The following is a 24,265-nucleotide window of genomic DNA, read 5'->3' as shown; positions in this document are numbered from 1 at the left end:
CAACATACATCACCGAGGTCCGCGTTTTATGGAGCTGCGTCAACTGCGCTATTTTGTCGCCATCGTCGATCACGGATCGCTGTCGCGCGCCGCCCGTGTCTTGCACATCGCCCAGCCGGCGCTGACCCAGCAGATCAAGCAGCTGGAAGACGAGCTGTCCGCGCAACTCTTGCATCGCTCCGCGCAGGGCGTGCTCGCCACCGACGCCGGCAAGATTTTCTATGAGCACGCGCAGGCCATCCTCAAGCAGGTGATCGATGCCAGGTCAGCCGTTGCGCAGTCCACCGACAAGCCGACGGGCACGGTTGCGCTAGGCATACCGCAAAGCGTTTCCGGCATCCTGGCCTTGCCTTTGCTGACGGCGATGCGCGCCAGGTATCCGGACATTTCGCTGCAGCTGACGGAAGAACTGACCGGCAACCTGATCGAGCAGCTGAAGACCGGCCGCATCAACCTGGCGGTGCTGTTCGACGACGGCCAACTGGGCTCGTTTGCCGTCACGCCGCTGGCGGAAGAGGAAATGATGTTCATCACGCGCAGCGGTTCGCAATATGCGACGGCGCGCCGCTCGGTGACCTTTGCCCGCGCGGCCAAGGCCAAGCTGATCCTGCCGGGCATGCAGCACGGCGTCCGTCCGCGCATCGAAAGCGTCGCCCGGGCGGCGGGGATAGTGCTGGAAAACGTGATCGAGATCAGTTCGGTGACGATCATGAAATCAGCCATCCTGGCCGATATCGGCGCCACCATCCTGCCGGTGGCGCCCTTGCTGCCCGAGATCAAGCGTGGCGAAATGACTGCCTACTCGATCAGCGGCGAAAAAATGTCGCGCACGCTGGCGCTGTGCGCTTCCAGGAATATTCCGCTGACCACCGCGGCGGCGGCAGTCGAGCGGCTGGTGCTGGAGGTGACCGATGAATTGTGCCGCAGCGGCGAATGGCTGCATGCAAGGATCCTGACGCGGCCCTGAAACGTAGGGTTTTGCTGGTAGGAAACTGGCTATCGTTTTTCCTTATACCCATATCCAGAATCGGTATTTCCTGTCCGCGGCCATGCTCCCTTAGACTTCAGTCACAGCAGAGTCAAACGCGTGCTGCGAGGGCCGCCACCATGGCCGCATGGTCTGCCAGCCGGATGCTTTACCGAGTATCCATAAGGCAGATTTTTCCCGGATCATCCTTCCGAGAATGCTTTGAAAACCGCATGCGCCGTACCGTTTGCTGGCATCCCGGGAATCTGTGCTGCGGCTCCGCCCTGATCAAGCGGAGCGAGCCGGTTGCCGATTAGTGCCGGCTGGTCTCGGACTGTGCGACGCGGTCATGCTCGGCAAATACCTCCTTGGCTGCAAACATGCCGTTCAATGCCGCCGGAAAGCCGGCGTACAAGGCCATCTGTATGATGGTTTCAGTGATTTCCAGGCGCGACAGGCCGACATTCAGCGCGGCTGCCAGATGCACCTTAAGCTGCGGCTGCGCCGTTCCCATCGCCGTCAACGCCGCTACCGTTGCCAGTTCACGCTGTTGCAGGGTCAGTCCTGGACGCGAATAAATCTCGCCGAAACCGAATTCGATGACATAGCGTCCCAGGTCCGGGGAAATGTCGGCCAGGCTGTCGATGACCTTTTCGCCGGCGATATCGTCCACTTCCTTCAAGCGTTGCAGACCTTTTTCGTATGTGCTTTGTTGCATGTGATGCTCCCTATGGTTTATGCGTCGACGTGGGCTTTCAGCTGTTCTTCCTGGCTGGCGTATATCGCGATTTTTCCGCGCAACATGGCCAGGGTGTCTTGCAACACCAAAAGATCGGCTTCCAGCGCTGCGGCATGCTGTTCCAGCAATGCCTTGCGTTCTGACACACTTCCAAGGCGCTCCCCCAGCCTGCGCAGCTCCGCATAACGCAGCATCTGCTGTATCGACATCCCGGTAGCGCGCAGCCTGAGCAGGAATTCAATCCAGCGCAGGTCTTCCTGGCGGTACAAGCGATGCTGATTGCTTTGCCTTGGGATAGGGTCTATCAAGCCTATCTTTTCGTAATAGCGCAAAGTGTGGACGCTGAGTCCGGTTGCTGCTGCTGCCTGTTGGATCGTGATGGAAGTGGCCATGGGATAAAGTGTAGAAGTTAGAGTGCGCTCTAAGTCAAGCACTATTATCGCAGCAGCTTGCCGCCTGTGGAGGGCGGATCAACGCAAATGCATGCCGACCGATTAAAATTGACACCGGATTATCAAGGCTTGCATTAATAATAATAATGATCGGCCGCCTGGTTCTGGCCAGGCGCGAGTATGGAAGCGGTAAAGGATTCAATGCATATTCTTTTGGTAGAAGACGATTCGGTGCTGGCGGACGGCATCCTGCGCATCTTCAAGGGCCACGGCATGGTGGTCGACGTGGTGCAGAACGGTAACGACGCCGATGCGCTGCTGCAGCGTACGGAAATCTCCGTCGTGGTGCTGGATATCGGCTTGCCCGGGATCGACGGTTTTGAAGTGGTCCGGCGCCTGCGGGCGCGCGGCAGCCATGTGCCGGTGCTGTTGCTGACGGCGCGCGATTCGGTGCAGGACCGGGTCTACGGGCTGGAACTGGGCGCCGACGACTATCTGGTCAAGCCGTTCGCGACCCAGGAGCTGGTGGCGCGGGTGCGCGCGCTCTTGCGCCGCAGCGCGCCGCAGCCGCTGGAGATGCACTTGGGCGGGTTGTCGCTGAACACCTCATCGCGCCGGGCCAAGATCAACGGCAAGACGATCGATCTGTCGGTACGCGAGTGGGCGGTGCTGGAGTACCTGCTGCAGCAGGCTTCGCGGGTAGTGTCGCGGCAGCAGATCATCGACGCCATCCTGCCATGGGGCGCCGAGCTGACCTTGAATGCCGTCGAAGTGTACATCTCGCGCGTCCGCCTGAAGATTGCCGATGCAGGGATTGAAATCCGCACCATACGCGGCTTTGGCTACATGCTGGAAAAAACCGATCCATGAAGATGCCCAGCATCCGCGTCAGTCTGCTCAAGTGGCTGGTTGTGCCGCTGCTGACCGTGAATATCATCGGCGCCGGCGTGACTTACTGGCTGGCCTGGATCCCGGCCCAGATTGCGTTCGACCGGAGCCTGGCGGATGCGGGCTGGGCCATGATTCCGCGCTTGCACGAGAATGGCGAGCAAGTCGAGATCGATTTGTCGAAGCAGGCCGAGCAGGTGCTGCGGGTCGATCACTTCGACGCCATCTTCCTGGTGGTGCGCGACCAGCAGGGCAAGCTGCTGGCGGGAGATGCCGATTTTCCGCTGCTGCCGGAACGCGAAGAACTGAACGAACCGACTCCTTACGACGGCTTCATGCGCGGCGAGCCGGTGCGCATCATGGCCTTGAAAACCATGATAGGCAAGCAACCGGTGCATATCGGCGTCGCCGAAACCCTGCGCAAGCGCACCCATATCCGCTCAGTGATATTCTTCGCGCTGTTGTTGCTGGAAGGGGTGTTGGCGCTGGTGCTGATTGCCGTGATATGGCTGGCGATCAGCCAGGGTTTGCTGCCGCTGAAGAAGATGAAGGCGGAGCTGAATGCGCGCAGCCGAGACGACTTGTCGGCGCTGGACGAGAAGCCGGTGCCGTCTGAGCTCAGCCCGGTGGTCAAGGCCATCAACGGCTTGCTGGAACGGGTGCAGATGGACGCCAAGGCGCAGCAGAATTTCCTGGCGAATGTGGCGCATCAGTTGCGCACGCCGCTGGCCGGCTTCCGCACGCAGCTGGAATGGCTGCTGCACAAATATGCGGATGAGCCCGAGAGCGCCCATTCGATCGTGCTGATGACCTCATCCACCGAGCGCATGATACGCCAGACCAACCAGCTGCTGACGCTGGCGCGCGCCGAGCCGGCCAAGTTTGAAAAAGAGCGGCTGCGGGTGGTGGAAATGAACAAGCTGGTCGAGGGCTCGGTCCAGCATTTTGTCGAGGAGGCGCACAAGAAGAATATCGATCTCGGCTTCAACCTGCAGCCGACGCGGGTGATGGGCGACCATTTCCTGCTGCGCGACCTGATCGATAACCTGATTGACAACGCCATCCGCTACTCGCCGCACAATGGCACGGTGACTGTCAGCACCTTGCAAGGCAAGGACGGCGGGATTTTTTCAGTGGAAGATTCTGGTCCGGGGATCGCCCCGTCGGAACAGGAATCGATTTTCAAGCGTTCGCACCGGCTTGACGACAGTATCGCCGGCAACGGCCTCGGCCTGGCCATCGTGCGCGATATCGCCAAGGATCATGGCGCCAGGATCACGGTGGAGCCGGGTGCTACAAGCGGCACGATCTTTTCGGTGCATTTCCCCTTCCCAATTTTGGGCACGCCTTCAAAACTGCCCGCTTAAGGCTCACTTCAGTGCTTCGGCGGCGCAGCAAATTCTTTCGCGAACCCTTGCCGGTCCGGGCTGGCGGCACGAACTGTCGTTTATTGTATAAACAATAATTTCGGACCGTGCATTGCAAACCGGGGACAATAATATGCACTAATTGGTTCCCGATTGGTACAACTTTTACTCTTGTTACTTTTAAAGGGGGTTAGTTGTTGTATGCAGATTACGCGAGCCCACTTCAGTTTCCAAATCCAATTTCTTTACGGTAATTTAAATGTCGAGCGATCGCTCATCCGCATGGTGCACTGCAGCTGGTGAACCGGACGGAGAGGCATGGTCTCAGTGTTGAAAGTTTTGTGGCACGTATGTTGCTTTGCCTGTGTTTGTACGGAAATATTTTGTCGTAATACGCAACATGTAGCGCGAGAAAAGACCTTCGTAAGGAATGACATTGCTGCAAAAGAAACCCGCTTTTCAGGTAGCTGAGCGCGGTTTCCGCTGCATCGCCCACAAGGCGATTAACAAATCTGTTTGATTTTTACAAAACTTAAAATTTCTACTCTGAAACTTACCCAAAGGGAGTTTGTAATGATAAAAGAAAGAAAGTTGCCTCACGCGCTGCGACTGATGTTTTCAGGCGGCGTAGCGGTGGTAGGGCTGGGATTGCTGGCGCATTCCGTGCAGGCACAGGAGACAAAGACGGACGATTCACCGCAGCAGATGCAAAGGGTTGAAATCACCGGTTCATCCATCAAACGTATCACCAAGGAAGGTGCGCTGCCGGTGCAGACGCTGACCCAGGATGATATTGCGAAGAGCGGCGCTAACAGCGTTGCCGACCTGATCCAGGCGCTGCCTGCGATGCAAGGGTTCATTCCCGCATCCAGCTCAGTCAACGGCGGCGGCGCCGGCGTAGAAACCGCGTCGATTCACGGCATCGGTTCCGGCTATACCCTGGTGCTGCTGAATGGGCGGCGCATCGCCAAATCGGCAATTGCCAACAACGATTATGCGGTCAACCTGGCAAGTATTCCACTGGCCGCGGTTGAGCGGGTCGAAATTCTCACCGACGGCGCTTCCGCGCTGTACGGATCGGATGCGATTGCCGGCGTCGTCAACTTCATCCTCAAGAAAAACTCCACCGAAGCCACGATCACCGCCACCTACAATGCGCCAACCAAAGCAGGCGGCAAGAGCTTTAACGTAGGACTGTCAAAAGGCTTTGGCGATCTGGATAAAGACGGCTACAACGTGCTGCTGGCATACAGCCACGACGAGCAGAAAAACCTGGTTGCCGGCCAGCGCGGTTTTGCCGATACGGGCGTGGTGCCGTTCACTGTCGATGGGAAACGATATGCGCTGTACCAGCTGAGCAGCAACACGGCGCCGGCTGGCGTTACCTTGCGCAACAACGACGGTTCCACAGTGCAGTTTTCACCAGACCTGTTAAAGAACGGCAAGTGCGGCCCCAATACTTTCCAGTCAGGGAATTATTGTAAGTTCGACTATGCCTCTACCGTGGAGTTGATCCCGGAGTCGACCCGCGATAGCTTCGTCGTATCCGGCAACTGGAAGCTCAACAGCGACACCACGCTGTTCGGCGAAGCCGTTGCATCGCGCTACCAGATCAAGCCGCAATATGCGCCGCCGGCTCAACCGCTGTCGTTGTCGCTGAGCAGTCCTCTGTATACCAAGTACGTGACGCCTTATCTGGCACAGCTGGGTGTAAATCCTGCCAACGTCTCCAGCGCGGTGATGGGTTTGCGCTTGTTTGATACAGGCGGCCGCCGCGATAATTACCAGACCGACGCCATCCACGTGGCCTTTGGCATCGACGGCAACCTCTTGGGCTGGGACTACAACGCGTCCTACACCCATTCGCAGAACCATTTCTACGACAAGGCCCTGGGCGGCTATGCCAGCAACAATGCGTTTTCAGATATTGTTGCTTCAGGTGGTTTCGATCCCTTCCAGCCAGCAGGATCGTCAGTAGCTGTATTGGCGCCGGCCGTGCTGCATCAAACGCTCGACCAGTCCATCTCTAAGCTCGATATCCTTAACATGCACGTGTCTCACGACCTGTTCAAGGCTCCTGGTGGCATGTCCCAGATCGGCCTCGGCGTGGAAGCGACCAAGGAACAGCACTCGGATAGTCCGAGTGCGATTCTGCAAAGCACCAACGCGCTGCAGCCGAACTATACCGACGCGATTCTTGGCGGTGGCTCCGGTTCGCTGCCGTTCTCGGCAAGCCGGATGAACTACGGTACGTTCGCTGAATTGCTGGTGCCTGTGACCAAGACCTTTGATCTCACGGGCGCATTGCGCTACGACAGCTACGACGCCGCAAAAAATGATTCCAACTTTGACCTGGCGGGCAATCCTATCGGCTCGGCGACGCAAGGCAACTCCGCCAGCAAAGCCACCTATAAGATTTCTGCACGTTGGCAACCGGTCGAATCATTCCTGCTGCGCGGTTCTTACGGCACCGGCTTCAAGGCGCCGACATTGGCGCAGATCACCTCACCGGTAACTTTTGTCGGAAATACCGCGCAACAGCACCCATGCCCGGTCTCGGCTCCTGATCCACGCGCAGCTGGATGCCAGGGTACGACCCAGTACGACGTGCTGCAAGGCGGTAACCAGCTCAGCGGTTCGAGCGGCCTGAAGCCGGAAACCTCGAAACAAAGCACTATCGGCTTCCGTCTTGAGCCGATCCGCAATGTCTCGATCGGCTTCGATCTGTGGACGGTGCGCATCAAGGACCAGATCAGCGTCTTGCAGGAAAATCTGGCCTTCGCCAATCCGGTACTGTATTCCAACCTGTTCAAGCTGTTCAACGATCCGATCCAGGGTTCGCAAACCATCGCCTTCCTGCAGACACCGGTCAACCTGGCCAGCGCCAAGTATCAGGGCATCGACTGGGATCATAGTTTCCGGACCAAAACACCGATCGGCGACATGAGCCTGCAATGGACCGGCACCTACATGCTGAAAGCCGAGCAGGACTTCCCTGGCAGCGGCACCCAAAGCAGCCTGGGCAAGTATGGTGCGGACCAGAACGTGGTGTTCCGCGTCATTTCCCGCCTGGCCGGTTCCTGGAAGCAGTCGGATATGTGGACCCACACGCTGGCAGCCAACTACCGTTCCGGTTATCACGATCAGACCTATACCGCCGACGATGCCACTGTGCGTATCGTCAATCCTGACGGTTCCTACGGTGCGTTCGTGGCCATGCCTAACCATAACGTGGCGTCGTACACCACGTTTGACTGGCAGACCAAGCTGACGGTGAAAAAAGGTCTGGAATTCACGGGTGGCATCAAGAATCTGTTTGCCCGTACTCCGCCTCTCTCGCTGGTCACTGCCGGCGGCGGCAACCAGGTCGGTTACGATGCACGTTACACCGATCCGCTGGGACGTCAGTTCTACATCACAGGTACTTACAAGTTCTAACCGTAGGCAGCCGCCAGCTTTCTTTTTGAGCTGGCGTTGCTGAACTGGCTGGGCGCGAAGTTTGCGTCCGGCTTTTTTTATGTCCGCTGTAAACCGGTAAAACTCATGCCGCGAATTTCATGCACCAAAATGTTTCAGTAAAGAACTGATAAGATAGGCCGATCGTCTGATGTGAAACAGGCAGCGCGATGGCTGCCGCCTTTCTGACAGGAAGATCCGCCCATGAATTTAGCTAGCCGTCCAGCGGTGCTGGACCTGATCGGCAATACCCCGTTGATAGAAGTCACGCGGCTCGATACCGGCTGCTGCCAGCTGTTTCTCAAGCTGGAATCGCAAAATCCCGGCGGCTCCATCAAGGACCGCATCGGGCTCTCGATGATCGATGCGGCGGAGAAGGATGGCCGCCTGCAGGCCGGCGGCACCGTGATCGAAGCGACTGCCGGCAATACCGGCCTGGGCCTGGCGCTGGTGGCCTGCGCCAAAGGCTATCGCGTGATCCTGGTGGTGCCGGACAAGATGTCGGTGGAAAAAATCCAGCATCTGAAAGCGCTGGGTGCGCAAGTCCATATCACCCGTTCCGATGTCGGCAAGGGCCATCCCGAGTATTACCAGGACGTCGCCGCGCGCTTGGCGCGCGAGACGCCGGGTGCTTTCTTTGCCGACCAGTTCAACAATCCGCACAACCCGCTGGCGCACGAGCAAAGCACCGGCCCCGAGATCTGGCGGCAATGCGAACAGCGGCTGGACACGATTGTCTGCGGCGTCGGTTCCGCCGGCACGCTGACCGGCCTGACGCGCTTCTTCCGCGGCGTGCAGCCGCAACTGGAGTTTGTGCTGGCCGATCCGCAAGGTTCGATCCTGGCAGAATACGTGAATACCGGCGAGATAAAATCGACGCCGGGTTCCTGGGCGGTCGAAGGCATAGGCGAGGACTTCATCCCGTCGATTGCCGATCTGTCGGCAGTGAAACATACCTATACCATCAGCGACGAAGAAAGTTTCCGCAGCGCGCGCGAACTGGTGCGGGCCGAAGGCATCCTTGGCGGCTCTTCCACCGGCACCTTGCTGGCGGCGGCCTTGCGCTATTGCCGCGAGCAGACCGAGCCCAAGCGCGTGGTCACCATCGTCTGCGATACCGGCACCCGCTACCTCTCGAAGGTATACAACGACAACTGGATGCGCGACCAGGGCTTGCTCAAGCGCGAAATGCTGGGCGACCTGCGCGACATCATCGGCCGCCGCTACACCGACGGCGGCGTCGTCAGCGTTGCCGCCGAAGACACCCTGATGACCGCCTTCAACCGCATGCGCAGCGCCGACGTTTCGCAGCTGCCGGTGCTGGCGCAGCAGGGCCGGCAGGTGGTGGGAATCATCGATGAATCCGACTTGCTGCTCAAGGTGGCGGCAGATCCGGCCCATTTCAGCGACCCGGTCAGCAGCACCATGACCAGCGCCATAGAAAAGCTGGCGCCGGATGCCGGCTTGCCGGCCTTGCGCAGCACGCTGGCGCGCGGCCTGGTCGCCATCATCGCCGACGACCAGCAGTTCCATGGCTTGATCACCCGTTTCGATCTACTCAACCATCTTCGCAGGAGCCTCTTATGAAATCAGACCCGAGCAACCATAAAGTGGGCGGCCACACGGCCGGCATGCATTTCGCCACGCGCGTGATCCACGCCGGCCAGGCGCCCGATCCGTCTACCGGCGCCATCATGCCGCCGATCTACGCTACCTCGACTTTCGTGCAGCAAAGCCCGGGCGTGAACAAGGGCCTGGATTACGGCCGCTCCCACAATCCGACGCGCTGGGCGCTGGAGCGCTGCGTCGCCGACCTGGAACAGGGCGCGCAAGGGTTCGCCTTCGCTTCCGGCATGGCCGCCGCCGCCAATGTGCTGGAGCTGCTGGACGCCGGCGCCCATGTGATCGCCGGCGACGACTTGTACGGCGGCACTTACCGCCTGTTCGACAAGGTGCGGCGGCGCAGCGCCGGCCTCTCGTTCAGCTATGTCAACCTGGTCGATCCGCAAAACCTGCTGGACGCAATCCGGCCTGAAACCAAGATGGTGTGGGTGGAAACGCCGACCAATCCGATGCTGAAGCTGGCCGACCTGGAAGCGATCGCCAAGATCTGCCGCGAGCGCGGCATCATCGCCGTGGCGGATAACACCTTCGCCAGCCCGATGGTGCAGCAGCCGCTGACCCTGGGCTTCGACGTCGTGCTGCATTCCACCACCAAATACCTGAACGGCCACTCCGACATCATCGGCGGCATCGCCGTGGTCGGCCGCGAAGCGCGCCAGGCGGAATGGCTGGAGCGGCTGGGATTCCTGCAGAACGCGGTGGGCGCCATCGCCGGCCCGTTCGACAGCTTCCTCGCCTTGCGCGGCATCAAGACGCTGGCGTTGCGGGTTGAACGCCATTGCCAGAACGGGCTGGAGCTGGCCGGCTGGCTGGAAAGCCTGCCCGAAGTGGCGCGCGTCCATTACCCGGGTTTGCGCTCGCATCCCCAGCACGAACTGGCGCAGCGCCAGATGCAAGGCTACGGCGGCATCATCTCGGTCGATCTGAAAACCGACCTGGCCGGCGCCCGGCGCTTCCTGGAGCGCTGTGAAATCTTCGCCCTGGCGGAAAGCCTGGGCGGCGTCGAGAGCCTGATCGAGCATCCGGCCATCATGACGCATGCGACGATTCCGGCGGCGCACCGGGCGACGCTGGGAATTACCGATTCGCTGGTCCGGCTATCGGTCGGTGTGGAAAATATTGCCGATCTGAAGAAGGATTTGCAAAATGCCTTTGCCGCGATGAAAGCATGAACGACGTTTTCAAAGACTGGGAGGCGCGGGTAGCAGCGCTGTGGCGGCAGGTTGATGCGATAACGCCGGAACAGCTGGTGGCACAGGCAGATGCGCTGGCCGCCGAGCGGCCTGTGGATGACCCCGTGGCGCTGTTCGAGCGCGCCTGCGCGCGCGACACTGCCGGCCTGGAAGCGGAAGCGGAGCCGCTGTACCGGGCGGCGCTGGCCAGCGAGCGGCTGGATCCTTACCGCCAGGCGCGGGCATCGATACAGCTTGGCAGCACTTTGCGTTTGCTCGGGCAGCTGGAGGAAAGCGAAAGCCTGGTCAGTGCCCAGCTGCAGCGCTATGAGGACGCAGCCTACGGCAATGCCTTGTACGATGAAACCCGCGCCACGCTGGCGCTCACCTACCTGGTACAGGGACGGGCGGTGGAGGCGGCCTGCCTGGCGCTGACGACGCTGGCGCCGCATTTGTCGCGCTATAACCGTTCGGTGGCAGGAAACGCTGCGGAAATTTTGAAGAGCACTGCCCTGGAGTCGAGCTGGTCTTGATGGGAGGTTGAAATTTCCATGATATCTGCGGCAAATAAATCGCCCCGTCCGCTTGCGCAAACAAGCGAAGAAGGATTTGCAGAACGCTTTTGCTGCGATGAAGGGCTGAGTCGGGCCAACAGGCCGGTGGTTGGCAAGTGCCAAGAACAGCCTGTGCGATGATTACACGGTTGCTACTCCGTGGGTACAAGCCGGGAGCGGCCCGGCAGCCGCTTACTTTCTTTTGCTTCGCCAAAAGAAAGTAAGCAAAGAAAAGGCGACCGCACAGCCGTTGCCCGCCTTCGGCGGGTTCCCAAATGAGACGTGCGCCAGTCGGATGGGACACAAACTCGCTTCGCTCAAACATGTGTCCCATAATTCCCGACTGACGCACGTCTCATTTGGCAACGTCAGCATGCGGAATTCAAAAGCAACCCCAGCCCCAACCCCAACGTCAAAAACAACCCTCACGCAGTCAACCGGGGTCGGAGTTTTTTTTCGCGGCCTTTTGCGAAAATTACTCTGACCCCGCTTGACGGACTACGGAGTACTTACGGTTGCATGCCAAGAACGGTCATGCGCTGCTGCTTTACCCACTTACTGATAATCCGCCACCAGCGAAGCGCCGCTGACAGCGCGGTAGCCGTTCAGCAGCAGGTAGTAGGTTCCTGCGCCGGGTGCGCCGATGATGACGCTTTCGGCGTTGCTGCTGCCGTCGGATTTGGCATCATAGGTGCTGGTGCTAGGCGTTGCGCCCAGCTTGACATAGATGTCGCCATCGCCGCTGCCGCCGGACAGTTGGAAGCTCAGGTTGCGGGCGCCGGCTGGAACCGCGATGCTGTACACATTGCTGCCGCCGCTAGCCACGCTGATGCCGGTCACCGGCACGCCCTTGACCAGAACGTTGCCGCTGTTGCCGCTGCAGCTGACGCCAACGCCTTTGAAAGCGGCCGTCACGTCGGCCACCTGGTAGCCGCGGTTAGCCGCAGCTTTTTCGACGCCGCATGCGCCCTGGTTAAAGGTGCTGTTGGCGGTCCAGTACAGATGGTTGGCGTCGGCCATCACCTCGAAGGCCTTGCGAGTGCTCCAGCCGGCCGTGGTCGCCAGCAGGTAGAAGGCCTTGTTGTAGACCCCGCTGCTATAGTGCACGTCGAGACTGCTGGTGTAGTTTTTTGCATTGTCGATCGAGCGGCCGTCCTGGGTCGGATTGGCCATGTAGCGCAGCGCGCCGCTGGCCTTGAAGATGTCGGTGCCGACCAGGAAATCGTTCGTGCCCTTCATGTAGTTTTCAGAGGCTTCGCCGGCCATGTCGGAGAAGGCTTCGTTCATGCCGCCCGACATGCCGCTATACACCAGGCCGGAATTCTGCTCGGTGAAACCATGGCTGACTTCATGGCCGGAAACGTCCAGCGCCACCAGCGGATAGAAGGTCGAGGCGCCGTCGCCGAAATTCATGGCGCTGCCGTCCCAGAACGCATTTTCATAATTGCTGCCGTAGTGAACCTTCATGTACAGGGTCTGGCTGATAGGGCGCAGGCTGAGCCAGTCACGGTACATATTGAACACCACGTTGCCAAAGTAATGAGCATCGTTGAGCGGCGAAAACGCTCCGTTGACAGCCTTGTAGGTGTTGCGCGGGCAGGTGAAATGGAAGGGCGTGCTGCCGCTGCTGCCGTTTTGCAGATCAACTGTCACTACATTGGTGGTGACCATGTTGCAGTTGCTGTCGACAACCAGCGGGCCGTATTTGCCGCCCGGCTGGTATTCGTATTGCCCGGTCTTGGCGTTGCCGCCGGGGCCGCTGGCTTCGTAATGCGTGATGCCTTCCCATTGCTTCAGTACGGCGCCGCTGTTGGCGTCGATGATGTAGTAAGGGCGGCTGGGCTTGGCGGCGCTCTTGTTGACGAACGACACCACATAGATCAGCTGCGCCACATTGTTCTGGCCCAGCTGCACATACAGTTTGGCTTGCTCGTTTTCAGTGACGGCGGCGCGGGAAATGGCCTTGGCTTGCAGCAGCACGTCGGCGGCGGCATATGCCGGCTTGGCGCTCGGCAGGTCGTTCGCGATATTGCGCAGCAGGGCGCCGGACATCGCCGGTTGCGCCTGGTTGGCCGAGCGTTGCTCGACGATGGCCTGGTCCCATACCGGCACGCCCTGGAAAAATTGCTGATAGCGGGTGACCACCTTGCCATTGGCGTAGTTCTGGCTGCGGAGAGGCTTCAGTTCGTCGGAGCTGAGCCCGAGCAAAGCCTGGACGCTGACCTGTCCGCCTTGTTTTGCGGCTTGCACTTGCGGGGTGTAGCTCTCAAGATCAATGCGGTCGGCTGCGATTGCGCTTGAGCTTGCCGCCAGCAGCAGCGACAGAAACAACGGGCCTTCGACGTGACGTAATGCTGGTTTCATGGTATCTCACTCTCTTGAAATTGATGCGTGGATAAGACATAAGGTGACCAGATACTTCGCGAACAAAAACACTACCGGCAATCCAGGGCGCCCACAGCCTCCAGCTCAAGCATTTGGCAAAACGACATCGTTGGCGCTGATGTTATTGCTGCCTTCCATGCAAAGAGCTGCCGGCGACCAGGATTCCTGCGATGGATTTCGTTTGTAACAATTGGTAACGTGGGTTACGTATTGTTACAAAATGAAATTCCATGTGGCAACATACTCGGATTCGTGTTGTCGAAATAGCTGTTATTTCTTACAGGAAAGAATATTCGGGAAGCTTGCCCGCGGATGCCTGGCAGGAGGGAGGGATGCGGGTCTCTGTGGAGCAGTGGAATACCGGTAAACGCGAGAGGAGGCCCTGCTTTGTCGAAGTATAATTGTGGAAATACAAGATGTTTCGTTGAAGGAGAAAAAATGAAAATCAAATCCATGCTGATGGTAATTGCCTGCGGCGCTTTCGCCGCCTGTGCTGCAAGTCCTTACAACGACGGTGATAACCAGTATCAGTCTGCCGCTCCCGGCTACTATGGCAATGCCCCGGTTGTCGCTTTTGGCGGTTATGGCGACTCGCCCTCGTATGGTGAGCGGCGCGACGACCGCTACGATGACCGCAACGACAACCGTTATGGCGGTGACAATTGGACGCCGCCCGGCAGCTACCGCGATTCCTGCCGCGATATCGTAGTGCGGCGCGGCATGCTGGAAGCGACTTGCGGCGGCGACAATGGCGGCAGAAGAACCTCAATTCCCCTGTCTTCCTGCCGCAGCGGCAGTTTTGAAAATATCAACGGCAACCTGCAGTGCATGGGCGGAGGCGGCCGCGATTACGGCGGCTCCAACAGAGACGTGCCGCCAGGGAGCTACCTTCAGTCTTGCTCGGAAATCGGGATCCGGGGCGGCGTGCTGGAAGCAACCTGCGGCGGCAGAGACAACAGCAGGATACGGTCTTCAATCTCCTTACGCTCCTGCCGGAGCGGCAGCTTCAGCAATATAAACGGCTACCTGCAGTGTGACCGCTAGTCGCTTGTCACTAGCCATAAACGCAGCATCTGCGGCAATCAAAGCAATTCCACGCTCAGCAAATTGACGTAACAGCTCTCGCGTGTGGTGCTGACGAAGTCGACCAGGTAGGGCTGCTGCGACATCTCGGGCAGGCAGGCCGCATACAGGCGTCCGGTCAGGCCCTCGGCGGTGATTCTCTTGGCCAGCACGTAGTCGCGCGTCAGGTAATTCTGCGCCGCCCAGATCGGCAGGGTGGCGATGCCGCGGCGGCTGGCGACCAGCTGCAGCATCGCCACCGTCAGTTCGGTGGTGCGGCGCGCGGTCTGGATGCCGGCCGGCTTGAGCACTTGGCGGACCACGTCCAGCATGTCGTCCGGCACCGGATAGGTAATCAGGGTGTCGCCGCCAAAATCCTCAGCCACCAGATATTCCTTGCCCGCCAGCGGATGATCGTGGGCCACCAGCGCCACGATTTCAAAGCTGAACAGGGCGTGGTAATCGACTTTTTCGTCAGGGTCGACTTCCGCCACGATTGCCACATCGGCGCGATGTTCATACAGCAGCCCGACCGGATCGGCCTGGAAGCCGGAGACGATATCCAGTTCCACCTCCGGCCAGCGCTTGCGGAAGATATCCATTGCCGGCATCAGCCAGTCGAAGCAGGTGTGGCATTCCACCGCGATCCGTAGCTGGCCGGCGACGCCCTGCGCCATGCGCACCAGGTCGCGCTCGCTTTCCGCCACTTGCGGCAATACCGCATCCGCCAGCTTCAGCAGCCGTTCGCCGGCCGGGGTAAACCGCACCGGCACCGATTTTCGTTCAAACAAGGTGGTGCCGTGATGATCTTCCAGCTGCTTGATCTGGTGCGACAGCGCCGACTGGGTGACATTGAGCAGAGTAGCCGCGCGCAGCAGGTTGCCAGCCTCGCGCAGGGCATGCAGGGTTTTCAGGTGACGTAATTCGAGGATAGATTGCATAAGGTTGCAAATAAGCTTGCCAATAAGGTTGCCGAAATGATCAAAAAGCCGATGTATGAGTAAAATTCAAGTTGACTCTTAATATTTATCGTTTGAATCATAATCCAAGCTGGCCCAAGATGCGAGTCATCGAACATGTTTTTATTGGAGACAGAGATGGCATTGGCACACGTATTAGGGTTTCCGCGCATCGGCGCTCACCGCGAACTGAAGTTTGCCCAGGAATCGTTCTGGAAGGGCGCATCCGACGAGGCTGCATTGCGCGCCACCGGCGCCACTTTGCGCGCCCGCCACTGGCAAGCCCAAGCCGATGCCGGCCTCGATTTCGTCACGGTCGGCGACTTCGCCTGGTACGACCAGGTCCTCGGCACGCTGGCATTGCTGGGCGCTATCCCCAGCCGTTTCGGCTTCGATCCGAAACAGCTGACCCTGGCCGACTACTTTATCCTGGCGCGCGGCAGCAAGCAGCACTTCGCGATGGAAATGACCAAATGGTTCGACACCAATTATCACTACCTGGTGCCGGAATGGACTGCCGACCTCCAATTCAACGGCGGCGTCGACTGGCTGCACGATGAAATCGCTGAAGCGCGCGCCCTCGGCCATAAGGTCAAAGTGGCGCTGGTCGGTCCGCTGACCTTGCTGTATCAAGGCAAGATCAAGTCCGGCCTCGGCCACAAGCTGGATCTGCTGCCTAAGGTTGTGGCCGGCTACCAGCAGTTGCTGCAGCGTTTGCAGGCCGCCGGCATCGAGTCGGTGCAGATCGACGAGCCTATCCTGGCGCTGGAGCTGGACGCCGCCTGGCGCAACGCTTTTGCACCGGTCTATGCACAGCTGAACAAGGCAGCGCCAGCCTTGCTGCTGACCACCTATTTCGGCGAAGTCAGCGAACACGCTGAACTGCTGCGTACGCTGCCGGTGGCAGGCGTCCATCTGGACCTGGTGCGCGGCGCCGATCAGCTGGAACAGATTACTGCCGGCTGGCCGCAAGACAAGATATTGTCGCTGGGTGTGGTTGATGGCCGCAACCTGTGGCGCACCGACCTCGATCAGGTGTTGACCAAACTCAAGCCGCTGCAAGCGCAACTGGGCGACCGCCTGTGGGTGGCTTCCAGCTGCTCGCTGCTGCACGTACCGGTTGACCTCGCCAATGAAGCCAAGCTCGACGATGAGTTGAAAAGCTGGCTGGCGTTCGCCACCCAGAAGCTGGCGGAAATCGTCGCCCTCAAGCAGGCGCTGAACGGCAACGCCGCTGCGGTCGAAGCGCAATTCGTGGCTTCGCGCGCGGCCCAGGCCAGCCGCCGCGGCTCCAGCCGCATCCACAATCCGCTGGTGCAAAAACGCCTGGCGGCAGTGACCGCGGCCGATGCCGAGCGCTCCGCCGCCTTCGATGCGCGCATCGCCAAGCAGCAAGCGAAATGGCAGTTGCCGGCATTCCCGACCACCACCATCGGCTCTTTCCCGCAAACCGCGGAAATCCGCCAGGCGCGCGCCGCCTACAAGCGTGGCGACATCGGCCATCTGGACTACCTCGACAAGATGCGTGAAGAAATCCGCGTCGTGGTCCAAAAACAGGAAGAGCTCGGCCTCGACGTGCTGGTGCATGGCGAGCCGGAACGCAATGACATGGTCGAGTATTTCGGCGAACAGCTGTGGGGCTACGCCTTCACCGCCAACGGCTGGGTGCAGAGCTACGGTTCGCGCTGCGTCAAGCCGCCGGTGATTTATGGGGACGTGTATCGGCCTGAAGCCATGACAGTCGGCTGGAGCCAGTTCGCCCAGACCCTGACAGCCAAGCCGATGAAGGGCATGCTGACCGGACCTGTGACGATGCTGCAATGGTCCTTTGTGCGCGACGACCAGCCGCGCGAAACCACGGCGCTGCAAATCGCTCTGGCCTTGCGCGACGAAGTCTGCGACCTCGAAAAGGCCAATATCGGCATGATCCAGATCGACGAACCGGCGTTCCGCGAAGGCTTGCCGCTGAAATCGCGCGACTGGCCACATTACCTCGACTGGGCGGTGCGGGCATTCAAGATCAGCGCCGCCGGCGTCGGCGACGAAACCCAGATCCACACCCACATGTGCTATTCGGAGTTCAACGACATCCTGCCATGGATCGCGGCGATGGATGCCGATGTCATCACTATCGAGACTTCACGCTCAGACATGGAGTTGCTGGATGGCTTCGGCGAGTTTGCCTATCCGAACGACATCGGCCCGGGCGTCTACGACATCCACTCGCCGCGGGTGCCGCAGGTCGACGAAATGGAGCGCCTGCTGCGCAAGGCGCGCGGCGTGATTCCTGATGCCCGGCTGTGGGTCAATCCAGATTGCGGCCTGAAAACACGCGGCTGGCCGGAGACTTACGAGGCGCTGGAAAACATGGTGCTGGCGGCCAAGCGCTTGCGTGAGACGGTAGAGCAGGAACGCAAGGCGGCGTAAGCTTCAAGCGTAATGAAAGAGGGGGCGAGTAAATGATTTACTCGCCCCCTCTTGCCGTTAACTGAACGTTAAGCGGTCGTCATGCTCATGCCTTGGCGTTGTCAGGCAACTTCCTTGGCGCTGACGATGGATTTGGATACCAGGCCATATTCGATGGCTTCCGGCGCCGACATCCAGAAATCGCGGTCGATGTCGGCCGACACTTTTTCCAGCTTCTGGCCGGTTTCCTTGGCGATCAGGGCGCCGATTCTTTCGCGCACGCGGATGATTTCACGCGCCTGGATGGCGATATCGGAAGCCTGGCCGCCGACGCCGCCGCTTGGCTGATGGATCAGGAAGCGGGTGTTCTGCAGGCAGAAGCGGCGTTCTTTCGGCACCGACAGGAACACGTTGACCGCGGCGCTGCCGACCCAGCCGCTGCCGATCATGTTGACTGGAGCGTCGATGAAGCGGATCACATCATGGATCACGTCGCCCGACTCGACATGGCCGCCCGGCGAACAGACCAGGAAATTGATCGGCGCCTTGGATTCGCCGGATAGGGCGATCAATTGGCGTACGATATCGCGCGCCACGGTGTCGTTGATTTGGCCGAACAGCAAGACAGTGCGTGACTTGAACGCTTTCTCTTCCAGGAAGGCGTCGCGCTGGGATGCATTGGTTTCCACTTTTTCTTCCATGATGTGCCTCTAAGGTGTTGGGGAATTCATTGATTGCAAAAGACTCAGTGTAAACCAAAAAGCCCCCGCAAATCGCGAGGGCTTGTTTTGTTATTGCTGCCTGGCAGCCAGGCAGAGTCGTCAAAGCAATCAGAACGCCGGAACCACCGCGCCTTTGTATTTCTCTTCGATGAATTTCTTCACTTCCGGCGAGTTCAGCGCCGCCGCCAGTTTTTTCACGGCAGGGTTGTCCTTGTTGTCGGCGCGCGCCACCAGCAGGTTGGCGTAAGGCGAATTGGCATCTTCGATGAACAAAGAGTCCTTGACCGGATTGAGCTTGGCTTCGATTGCGTAGTTGGTGTTGATCAGGGCCAGGTCGACCTGGTTCAGCACGCGCGGCAAGGTGGCGGCTTCCAGTTCCTTGAATTTCAGGTGTTTTGGATTTTCGACGATGTCTTTCTGCGTTGCCGAAATGTTGCTCGGGTCTTTCAGCTTCAGCAGGCCCTGGCGCGACAGCAGCAGCAAGGCGCGGCCGGAATTGGACGGATCGTTAGGAATGGCGATGGTGGCGCCGTCCGGCAGGTCGGCCAGTTTCTTGTACTTGCTGGAGTAGCCGGCGAACGGTTCGACGTGCACCTTGGCGACCACGACTTCGAGGTCGTTCTTGTGGTTCTTCTTGAATTCATTCAGGTAGGGCAGGTGCAGGAAGAAGTTGCCGTCTACCCGTTTTTCGTTGGTTTGCACCGCCGGCTGAATATAGTCGGTGAATACCTTGACCTGCAGGTCGACGCCTTCCTTGGCCAGGATAGGCTTGACGAATTCCAGGATCTCCGCGTGCGGCACCGGGGTGGCGGCGATCACCAGCTTGTCGGCGGCTTGCGCCGGCGCTGCGGCGATCAGGCTGAAGGTCGAGAATACCGCTGCGGCCAGGCCCAGCGACAGTGAAAATTTACGTGACATAGAAACTCCCTTTTTAAATTTTAAAAACACAAGCTGAAAAATCATTTACGTGTGAAATGCTGCACCAGCCGGTCGCCGGAAAACTGCAGCACTTGCACCAGCACTACCAGCACCGCAACGGTGGTCACCATCACTTCGGTCTGGAAGCGCTGGTAGCCGAAACGGATCGCCAGGTCGCCCAGGCCGCCGCCGCCGATCACGCCGGACATGGCGGCATACGACATCAGGGCAATCGCCGTGACCGTAGTGGCGGCGATCAGGCCGGGCAAGGCTTCCGGCAGCAGGGCGCCGAAGATGATCTGGCGCTTGTTGGCGCCCATCGCCTGGCAAGCCTCAACCACGCCGCGGTCGATTTCACGCAAGACGTTTTCCACCAGCCGCGCAAAGAACGGCGCGGTGCCCAGCACCAGCGGCGGAATCGCGCCCAATACGCCTAGCGAGGTACTGACCAGCAGCACCGTGACTGGGATCATCACGATCAGCAGGATCAGGAACGGCACCGAGCGCAGCACATTGACAACCAGCGATAGCACCCGGTAGATGCCGCGCTGTTCCAGCAGCTGGCGCTTGCCGGTGATGAACAGCAGGATGCCGAGCGGCAGCCCGAGCAGTATCGTGAACAGCAGGGAAAAGCCGGTCATGGCAAGGGTTTCCCAGGTGGCTTGCCAGATGTCGGCCCAGTCGATGAGTGAGAAATCCATTATGCGAGTACCTCATGGCGGATGTTGTGCTGGTCCAGCGTGGTGAATACCTGCGCAACGTCGGTGGCTTCGCCGCGGATTTCCACCAGCAGCTGGCCGTAAGGGGTGTCCTTGATGCGGGCGATGGTCCCTTGCAGGATGGTGATCAGGGCTGGCGTGGCGGCGGCGATGCTGCTCAGGATCGGCTGGTAGGTGATGTCGCCGACATAGGTCAGGCGTACCAGCAGGCCGCGCAGATGGGCATGGCCGGCTGCCGTCGCCGGTGGTAGCAATGCCGCCTCGGCGGAAAACGGCGTACTTTCCGCCACCATGCTTTGCGTCACCGCGTGCTGCGGATGCAGGAATACTTCGGCGACTTCGCCGCTTTCGACGATGCGGCCGGCTTCGAGCACCGCCACGCGGTCGCAGATATTGCGGATCACCTGCATTTCGTGCGTGATCAGCACGATGGTCAGGCCCAGCTTGCGGTTGATGTCGAGCAGCAGGCGCAGGATGGCCTGGGTGGTTTCCGGATCGAGCGCCGAGGTGGCTTCGTCGCACAGCAGCAGGTGCGGCGTGTTGGCCAAGGCGCGGGCGATGCCGACGCGCTGTTTCTGGCCGCCGGACAGTTGCGCCGGATACTTGTCGCGATGCTCGCTGAGGCCGACCAGCGCCAGCAGCTCGCTCACCCGGGCGGCGCGTTCCTGCGGCGTGTACTTGCTGGTGATTTTCAGCGGCCAGTCGATATTCGCGGCCACGGTCTTGGCGTTGAGCAGGTTGAAATGCTGGAAAATCATGCCGATGCGTTGACGCAGCCGGTGCAGGCCGCTGTTGTCCAGCGCGGTAATGTCTTCGCCCTCGATCGATACGCTGCCGCCGGACGGGCGTTCCAGCATGTTGAGGGTGCGGATCAGGGTGCTTTTACCGGCGCCGGAGCGGCCGATGATGCCGAAAATTTCGCCTTTTTTGATATGCAGATTGATATCGGACAAGGCAGCGACGGCAGTGCCGGCGGTTTTGGCATTGCGTTCCAGCGGATAGGTTTTATGCAGGTTCTCGATGCGGATCACAGGTTTGCTTCACAAATTCAGTCAGGCTTGCAATTTTATCAGCGACCCTATATACACCAAAGTTATAAATCGTTATGTAGATATAACAATCCTATTGTTAGGCAATATGAGTATCGTCAGGAGATGACGCGGCGGCAACATGCAAAAAATGTTTTTTTATGGCATAGTGGACACACTATGAAAGCACTGAAGAGCGCACTGGCCAAAAGAGTTCTCGCTGATCCGAGCGCGAAGCTGCAGCTGCGCGCCTATCTGGCCAGCAAAAATTCCCAGCCGTCATTGTCCACCACGGTCGCCGTTGATGACGTGATCAGCTTGCATTCCGCACAAGAGGGTACAGTCCTGTACCGTCTCACCGTCGTACCCAAGGCCGCCTGAGCGGTACGATGAACGTAGCGCTACCTGCCTTAATCGTCTTCCTGCTATTGCTCCCCGGTTTCATCGCCCGTTCGCGCTTCAAGCGGGCCGAGCGCATTTCCCTCGATTATTCGCCGTTCGGACAGATTGTCACCGAGGCCATGCTGTGGAACTGCGTTTTTCATCCGTTATGGCTGCTGGCTTCGGCATGGCTGTTCGGGCGCACTCTGCAGCCTTTGCTGCTGCTGGAGCTGCTGTCTTCCGATGCCGCCAGCCAGGCCAAGGCGATCCAGGGCATCGCTGTGCAGTTTTCCTGGATATGCGCTTATTTCCTCAGCTTGTATGCCGGCGCCTGGATCGTGCCGAATGCTTTCCGGCTGATGATCACCCGCTATCGCCTGGACCGCGCCAACGCCGGCTGGTACGTTCCCTGGCTGCGCTTCAACCAGGCGCCCTGGTACTACCTGCTGACCGGCGCCGATTTCGACGAAGATCAGCGGCCGGACCTGATCTCGGTATCGGCCATCGTCAATGTGGCCGGGCAGGCGGTGTTGTTCATCGGCATCCTGGACAATTTCTTTGTCGACGCCAACGGCAGCCTGGACCGTTTGATCCTGGAGCAGGTGATGCGGCGTCCGCTCTCGGCCGACAAGCCGGACGGCGCCAGCATTGCGGAAGAGCTGGAGCGTTTCTACGTGGTAGAGGGCGACTACTTCGTGCTGCGCTATAGCGAAGCGATCACCCTCAACATCGAATACATCAGGATGGACAAGCTCGCTGACGATGCTATGCCGGAGCCAGCGCCCATCGCCGATGCCCTGAGCGAAGCCGACGCGCTGGACTAGCGCGCCGGTATTTGTCAATTGCGCAATTGCCTCAGTTTCGGATGCAGCAGCATCAGCATGGCGAACAACGACAGCGCCGCGCCGCCGAAGATGAATAACTGGGATGGCGTGACGTAGCGGATCAGGTAGCCGGCAATCAAGGCAGACAACGGCGCACCGGTAATCAGGATCAGCATCAGCATGCTGAGCACCCGGCCATGGAGAGCGCTCGGGATACGGCGTTGTATCCATGTGAACAAGCCGACCTGGACATAGCCGGCGCCGATGCCGACCACCACCATCAGCGCCAGGCCTATCTCTAGCATGTGGGTGAATCCCATGCCAAGCACGGCCATGCCGGTCAAGCCATCGATCAGGCAGACCGCGACACCCAGATGGACCACCTTCTTGGCGCGCAGGCCGGAGCAGACGATGCCGATCAGCTGCCCCAGGCCGTTGGCCGCAATCAGTATCCCGAAGGCCGAAGCGCCGCCGCCCAGCTGGCGGTCCACCCATAGCGGCAGGCCGACCTGGACCGGGCCGGCCACCAGCAGAGTGACAACCGTCCAGTAACTGATCAGCGTCCTCAGCACGCCATCGGACCACAGCCATTTTGCCGCAGGAACGATGGTGGCAAGTAGCGGCATATCGGCCGATTGGTGCGCTGCCTCAGCCTGCGCGCGCGGCGGCAGGCGCGGCACGGTGACTGCCGCGACCAGGAAGCAGCCGGCATTCAGCAGGAAAGCCAGCCCCAATCCATCCGTGGATGCCGCCAGCAGGCCGGCTAGCAGCGGCCCGCCCAGCAGGGAAACCTGGGTCATCCCCATGAGCGCCGCGTTAGCCGATTGCAGCTGCAGCGGGTGGATCAGCCTGGGCAGCATGGCGACCCGCGCTGGAATGGCGAAGGCGCCCACCAGCCCCATGCCGCAGGCGAACAGATACATCATCCATAGCGCCAACATGTCATGCAGCAGTAATGTGCCGACTGCCGTGAGCAGAATGACGCCGCCGGTCAGCGCGCAAAGAAGCACGGCGCGCGGCGAATGGCGGTCCACCAGCACGCCGGCGATTATCAGAAACAGGATTTTCGGCAGCGCCATCAGCGCCAGCACCAGGCCCAGCGCCACGCTATCGTTGCTCAGCTTCAGCACCAGCCAGGGCAGCGCCACGGTGGTCATCTGCTCTCCCAGGAAGGCAGCGAAAGAACCTGCCATCAGCAGCAGGAAACCGCGATGCAGCAATACCGGCGGCAGCCCGGCCTGATCGGCGGCGGCCGCATTTTCCATTGCAAGTTCTGTCGTCATCTCGGTCATGGCGGGCGTGTGTATTGTCAAACGATCGGGCGCGCCGTGGCCGCCGCTCCAGCTGGCGAGGCGAGATAAAAGACAGAACAGTCTACTTGGATTTTGCGCATTGCAACACCCTGTGAAAAGTGACAGTTTCGGCGTTTGTTGCTTTCTGTAAAGTAACAATGTTGCACCGTATCCTACCTGCAGCGCTGTGACGACTTTTGCCCGCAATCAGAAAAGTACGGCGATTGACCCCATTCCTGATTGTTGCCGTCGAAGGCCGGCTGCTGCAATGGATGTCCATAACCATCTTGTTTCCTATGCCAAGTGAATTCCATGTGCACGCTCACCCATCTGCAGCTCTGTCCATCCCGTCTCTTCACTAAAGCTGTCGCTTCCGACGCTGCTTCTTAAGACCTCGTCTCAACTTCAATT

The 24,265-nt window shown here is 59.6% G+C and carries 20 protein-coding genes; 11 read left to right on the top strand and 9 right to left on the bottom strand.

Features of this window, described 5'->3' with window-relative positions:
- The first annotated feature begins 28 nt into the window (after window positions 1-28).
- A complete protein-coding gene (locus tag BCF11_RS00235) occupies window positions 29-967 on the top strand; it encodes a LysR substrate-binding domain-containing protein (RefSeq protein WP_098492952.1) in 939 nt (312 codons plus the stop codon).
- 313 nt (window positions 968-1,280) lie between these two features.
- Here BCF11_RS00235 and BCF11_RS00230 read toward each other — a convergent pair whose 3' ends face one another.
- Window positions 1,281-1,685: a carboxymuconolactone decarboxylase family protein gene (locus tag BCF11_RS00230; RefSeq protein WP_098492951.1), complete on the bottom strand. Its 405-nt coding sequence runs from the start codon at window positions 1,683-1,685 to the stop codon at window positions 1,281-1,283.
- 17 nt (window positions 1,686-1,702) lie between these two features.
- Window positions 1,703-2,098: a MerR family transcriptional regulator gene (locus BCF11_RS00225; protein ID WP_098492950.1), complete on the bottom strand. Its 396-nt coding sequence runs from the start codon at window positions 2,096-2,098 to the stop codon at window positions 1,703-1,705.
- Window positions 2,099-2,299: 201 nt separating this feature from the next.
- Here BCF11_RS00225 and BCF11_RS00220 point away from each other — a divergent pair, with 201 nt between their 5' ends.
- The 6 genes from BCF11_RS00220 to BCF11_RS00195 all read left to right on the top strand — a co-directional run bounded on the left by BCF11_RS00220 (window position 2,300) and on the right by BCF11_RS00195 (window position 11,137).
- On the top strand, window positions 2,300-2,968 hold the full coding sequence (locus tag BCF11_RS00220; RefSeq protein WP_098497254.1) for a response regulator transcription factor: 669 nt from the start codon (window positions 2,300-2,302) through the stop codon (window positions 2,966-2,968).
- Window positions 2,965-4,353: a sensor histidine kinase gene (locus BCF11_RS00215; RefSeq protein ID WP_369827716.1), complete on the top strand. Its 1,389-nt coding sequence runs from the start codon at window positions 2,965-2,967 to the stop codon at window positions 4,351-4,353. Before BCF11_RS00220 ends, BCF11_RS00215 begins: the two co-directional genes overlap by 4 nt.
- Before the next feature lie 573 nt (window positions 4,354-4,926).
- Complete coding sequence (locus BCF11_RS00210; protein WP_098492949.1) at window positions 4,927-7,791, top strand: TonB-dependent receptor domain-containing protein; 2,865 nt, start codon at window positions 4,927-4,929, stop codon at window positions 7,789-7,791.
- A gap of 222 nt (window positions 7,792-8,013) precedes the next feature.
- Window positions 8,014-9,396: a cystathionine beta-synthase gene (locus BCF11_RS00205; protein ID WP_098492948.1), complete on the top strand. Its 1,383-nt coding sequence runs from the start codon at window positions 8,014-8,016 to the stop codon at window positions 9,394-9,396.
- On the top strand, window positions 9,393-10,604 hold the full coding sequence (locus BCF11_RS00200) for a PLP-dependent aspartate aminotransferase family protein (protein WP_233212316.1): 1,212 nt from the start codon (window positions 9,393-9,395) through the stop codon (window positions 10,602-10,604). The genes BCF11_RS00205 and BCF11_RS00200 overlap by 4 nt, the downstream gene beginning before the upstream one ends.
- Window positions 10,601-11,137 (top strand): tetratricopeptide repeat protein, encoded by a 537-nt coding sequence (locus BCF11_RS00195; RefSeq protein WP_098492947.1) that lies wholly within the window; start codon window positions 10,601-10,603, stop codon window positions 11,135-11,137. The genes BCF11_RS00200 and BCF11_RS00195 overlap by 4 nt, the downstream gene beginning before the upstream one ends.
- A 576-nt stretch (window positions 11,138-11,713) precedes the next feature.
- On the opposite strand, the gene BCF11_RS00190 is transcribed toward BCF11_RS00195, so the two are convergent.
- Window positions 11,714-13,522 (bottom strand): M4 family metallopeptidase, encoded by a 1,809-nt coding sequence (locus tag BCF11_RS00190; RefSeq protein WP_098492946.1) that lies wholly within the window; start codon window positions 13,520-13,522, stop codon window positions 11,714-11,716.
- A gap of 459 nt (window positions 13,523-13,981) precedes the next feature.
- Here BCF11_RS00190 and BCF11_RS00185 point away from each other — a divergent pair, with 459 nt between their 5' ends.
- Window positions 13,982-14,587: a CVNH domain-containing protein gene (locus BCF11_RS00185; RefSeq protein ID WP_158229113.1), complete on the top strand. Its 606-nt coding sequence runs from the start codon at window positions 13,982-13,984 to the stop codon at window positions 14,585-14,587.
- Window positions 14,588-14,625: 38 nt separating this feature from the next.
- On the opposite strand, the gene BCF11_RS00180 is transcribed toward BCF11_RS00185, so the two are convergent.
- Complete coding sequence (locus BCF11_RS00180; RefSeq protein WP_098492944.1) at window positions 14,626-15,546, bottom strand: LysR family transcriptional regulator; 921 nt, start codon at window positions 15,544-15,546, stop codon at window positions 14,626-14,628.
- 156 nt (window positions 15,547-15,702) lie between these two features.
- On the opposite strand from BCF11_RS00180, the gene metE reads away from it, so the two are divergent.
- Window positions 15,703-17,991, top strand: coding sequence for a 5-methyltetrahydropteroyltriglutamate--homocysteine S-methyltransferase (gene metE / locus BCF11_RS00175; protein ID WP_098492943.1), 2,289 nt, complete (start codon window positions 15,703-15,705; stop codon window positions 17,989-17,991).
- A 101-nt stretch (window positions 17,992-18,092) separates the two neighbouring features.
- Here metE and BCF11_RS00170 read toward each other — a convergent pair whose 3' ends face one another.
- From BCF11_RS00170 to BCF11_RS00155, 4 genes are all read right to left on the bottom strand, one after another.
- A complete protein-coding gene (locus BCF11_RS00170) occupies window positions 18,093-18,671 on the bottom strand; it encodes an ATP-dependent Clp protease proteolytic subunit (RefSeq protein WP_098492942.1) in 579 nt (192 codons plus the stop codon).
- Between the two features lie 129 nt (window positions 18,672-18,800).
- Window positions 18,801-19,610, bottom strand: coding sequence for a MetQ/NlpA family ABC transporter substrate-binding protein (locus BCF11_RS00165; RefSeq protein ID WP_098492941.1), 810 nt, complete (start codon window positions 19,608-19,610; stop codon window positions 18,801-18,803).
- A 41-nt stretch (window positions 19,611-19,651) separates the two neighbouring features.
- Window positions 19,652-20,311 (bottom strand): methionine ABC transporter permease, encoded by a 660-nt coding sequence (locus BCF11_RS00160; RefSeq protein WP_098492940.1) that lies wholly within the window; start codon window positions 20,309-20,311, stop codon window positions 19,652-19,654.
- On the bottom strand, window positions 20,311-21,360 hold the full coding sequence (locus BCF11_RS00155) for a methionine ABC transporter ATP-binding protein (protein WP_199110694.1): 1,050 nt from the start codon (window positions 21,358-21,360) through the stop codon (window positions 20,311-20,313). The genes BCF11_RS00160 and BCF11_RS00155 overlap by 1 nt, the downstream gene beginning before the upstream one ends.
- A 177-nt stretch (window positions 21,361-21,537) precedes the next feature.
- Between BCF11_RS00155 and BCF11_RS00150 the strand changes: the two genes are divergently transcribed.
- Together BCF11_RS00150 and BCF11_RS00145 are read left to right on the top strand one after the other, a co-directional pair.
- A complete protein-coding gene (locus tag BCF11_RS00150) occupies window positions 21,538-21,738 on the top strand; it encodes a hypothetical protein (protein ID WP_098492939.1) in 201 nt (66 codons plus the stop codon).
- A gap of 8 nt (window positions 21,739-21,746) precedes the next feature.
- Window positions 21,747-22,562 carry a hypothetical protein gene (locus tag BCF11_RS00145; protein ID WP_098492938.1) on the top strand — a complete coding sequence of 272 codons (816 nt, stop codon included), beginning with the start codon at window positions 21,747-21,749 and terminating at the stop codon, window positions 22,560-22,562.
- 14 nt (window positions 22,563-22,576) lie between these two features.
- Here the strand turns inward: BCF11_RS00145 and BCF11_RS00140 are convergent, their stop codons facing one another.
- Entirely contained in the window at window positions 22,577-23,845 is a 1,269-nt protein-coding gene (locus BCF11_RS00140) for an MFS transporter (protein WP_158229112.1), read from the bottom strand.
- Window positions 23,846-24,265 lie beyond the last annotated feature (420 nt).

The organism is Collimonas sp. PA-H2 (genome assembly GCF_002564105.1).
GTDB lineage: Bacteria > Pseudomonadota > Gammaproteobacteria > Burkholderiales > Burkholderiaceae_D > Collimonas.
This window is presented reverse-complemented; position numbering and strand designations above follow the sequence as displayed.

Bases quoted from the DNA above. Each gene is read 5' to 3' on its own strand.
- BCF11_RS00235 (WP_098492952.1), top strand. From the start codon at position 29: ATGGAGCTGCGTCAACTGCGCTATTTTGTCGCCATCGTCGATCACGGA.
- BCF11_RS00230 (WP_098492951.1), bottom strand. From the start codon at position 1,685: ATGCAACAAAGCACATACGAAAAAGGTCTGCAACGCTTGAAGGAAGTG.
- BCF11_RS00225 (WP_098492950.1), bottom strand. From the start codon at position 2,098: ATGGCCACTTCCATCACGATCCAACAGGCAGCAGCAGCAACCGGACTC.
- BCF11_RS00220 (WP_098497254.1), top strand. From the start codon at position 2,300: ATGCATATTCTTTTGGTAGAAGACGATTCGGTGCTGGCGGACGGCATC.
- BCF11_RS00215 (WP_369827716.1), top strand. From the start codon at position 2,965: ATGAAGATGCCCAGCATCCGCGTCAGTCTGCTCAAGTGGCTGGTTGTG.
- BCF11_RS00210 (WP_098492949.1), top strand. From the start codon at position 4,927: ATGATAAAAGAAAGAAAGTTGCCTCACGCGCTGCGACTGATGTTTTCA.
- BCF11_RS00205 (WP_098492948.1), top strand. From the start codon at position 8,014: ATGAATTTAGCTAGCCGTCCAGCGGTGCTGGACCTGATCGGCAATACC.
- BCF11_RS00200 (WP_233212316.1), top strand. From the start codon at position 9,393: ATGAAATCAGACCCGAGCAACCATAAAGTGGGCGGCCACACGGCCGGC.
- BCF11_RS00195 (WP_098492947.1), top strand. From the start codon at position 10,601: ATGAACGACGTTTTCAAAGACTGGGAGGCGCGGGTAGCAGCGCTGTGG.
- BCF11_RS00190 (WP_098492946.1), bottom strand. From the start codon at position 13,522: ATGAAACCAGCATTACGTCACGTCGAAGGCCCGTTGTTTCTGTCGCTG.
- BCF11_RS00185 (WP_158229113.1), top strand. From the start codon at position 13,982: ATGAAAATCAAATCCATGCTGATGGTAATTGCCTGCGGCGCTTTCGCC.
- BCF11_RS00180 (WP_098492944.1), bottom strand. From the start codon at position 15,546: ATGCAATCTATCCTCGAATTACGTCACCTGAAAACCCTGCATGCCCTG.
- metE (WP_098492943.1), top strand. From the start codon at position 15,703: ATGGCATTGGCACACGTATTAGGGTTTCCGCGCATCGGCGCTCACCGC.
- BCF11_RS00170 (WP_098492942.1), bottom strand. From the start codon at position 18,671: ATGGAAGAAAAAGTGGAAACCAATGCATCCCAGCGCGACGCCTTCCTG.
- BCF11_RS00165 (WP_098492941.1), bottom strand. From the start codon at position 19,610: ATGTCACGTAAATTTTCACTGTCGCTGGGCCTGGCCGCAGCGGTATTC.
- BCF11_RS00160 (WP_098492940.1), bottom strand. From the start codon at position 20,311: ATGGATTTCTCACTCATCGACTGGGCCGACATCTGGCAAGCCACCTGG.
- BCF11_RS00150 (WP_098492939.1), top strand. From the start codon at position 21,538: ATGAAAGCACTGAAGAGCGCACTGGCCAAAAGAGTTCTCGCTGATCCG.
- BCF11_RS00145 (WP_098492938.1), top strand. From the start codon at position 21,747: ATGAACGTAGCGCTACCTGCCTTAATCGTCTTCCTGCTATTGCTCCCC.
- BCF11_RS00140 (WP_158229112.1), bottom strand. From the start codon at position 23,845: ATGACGACAGAACTTGCAATGGAAAATGCGGCCGCCGCCGATCAGGCC.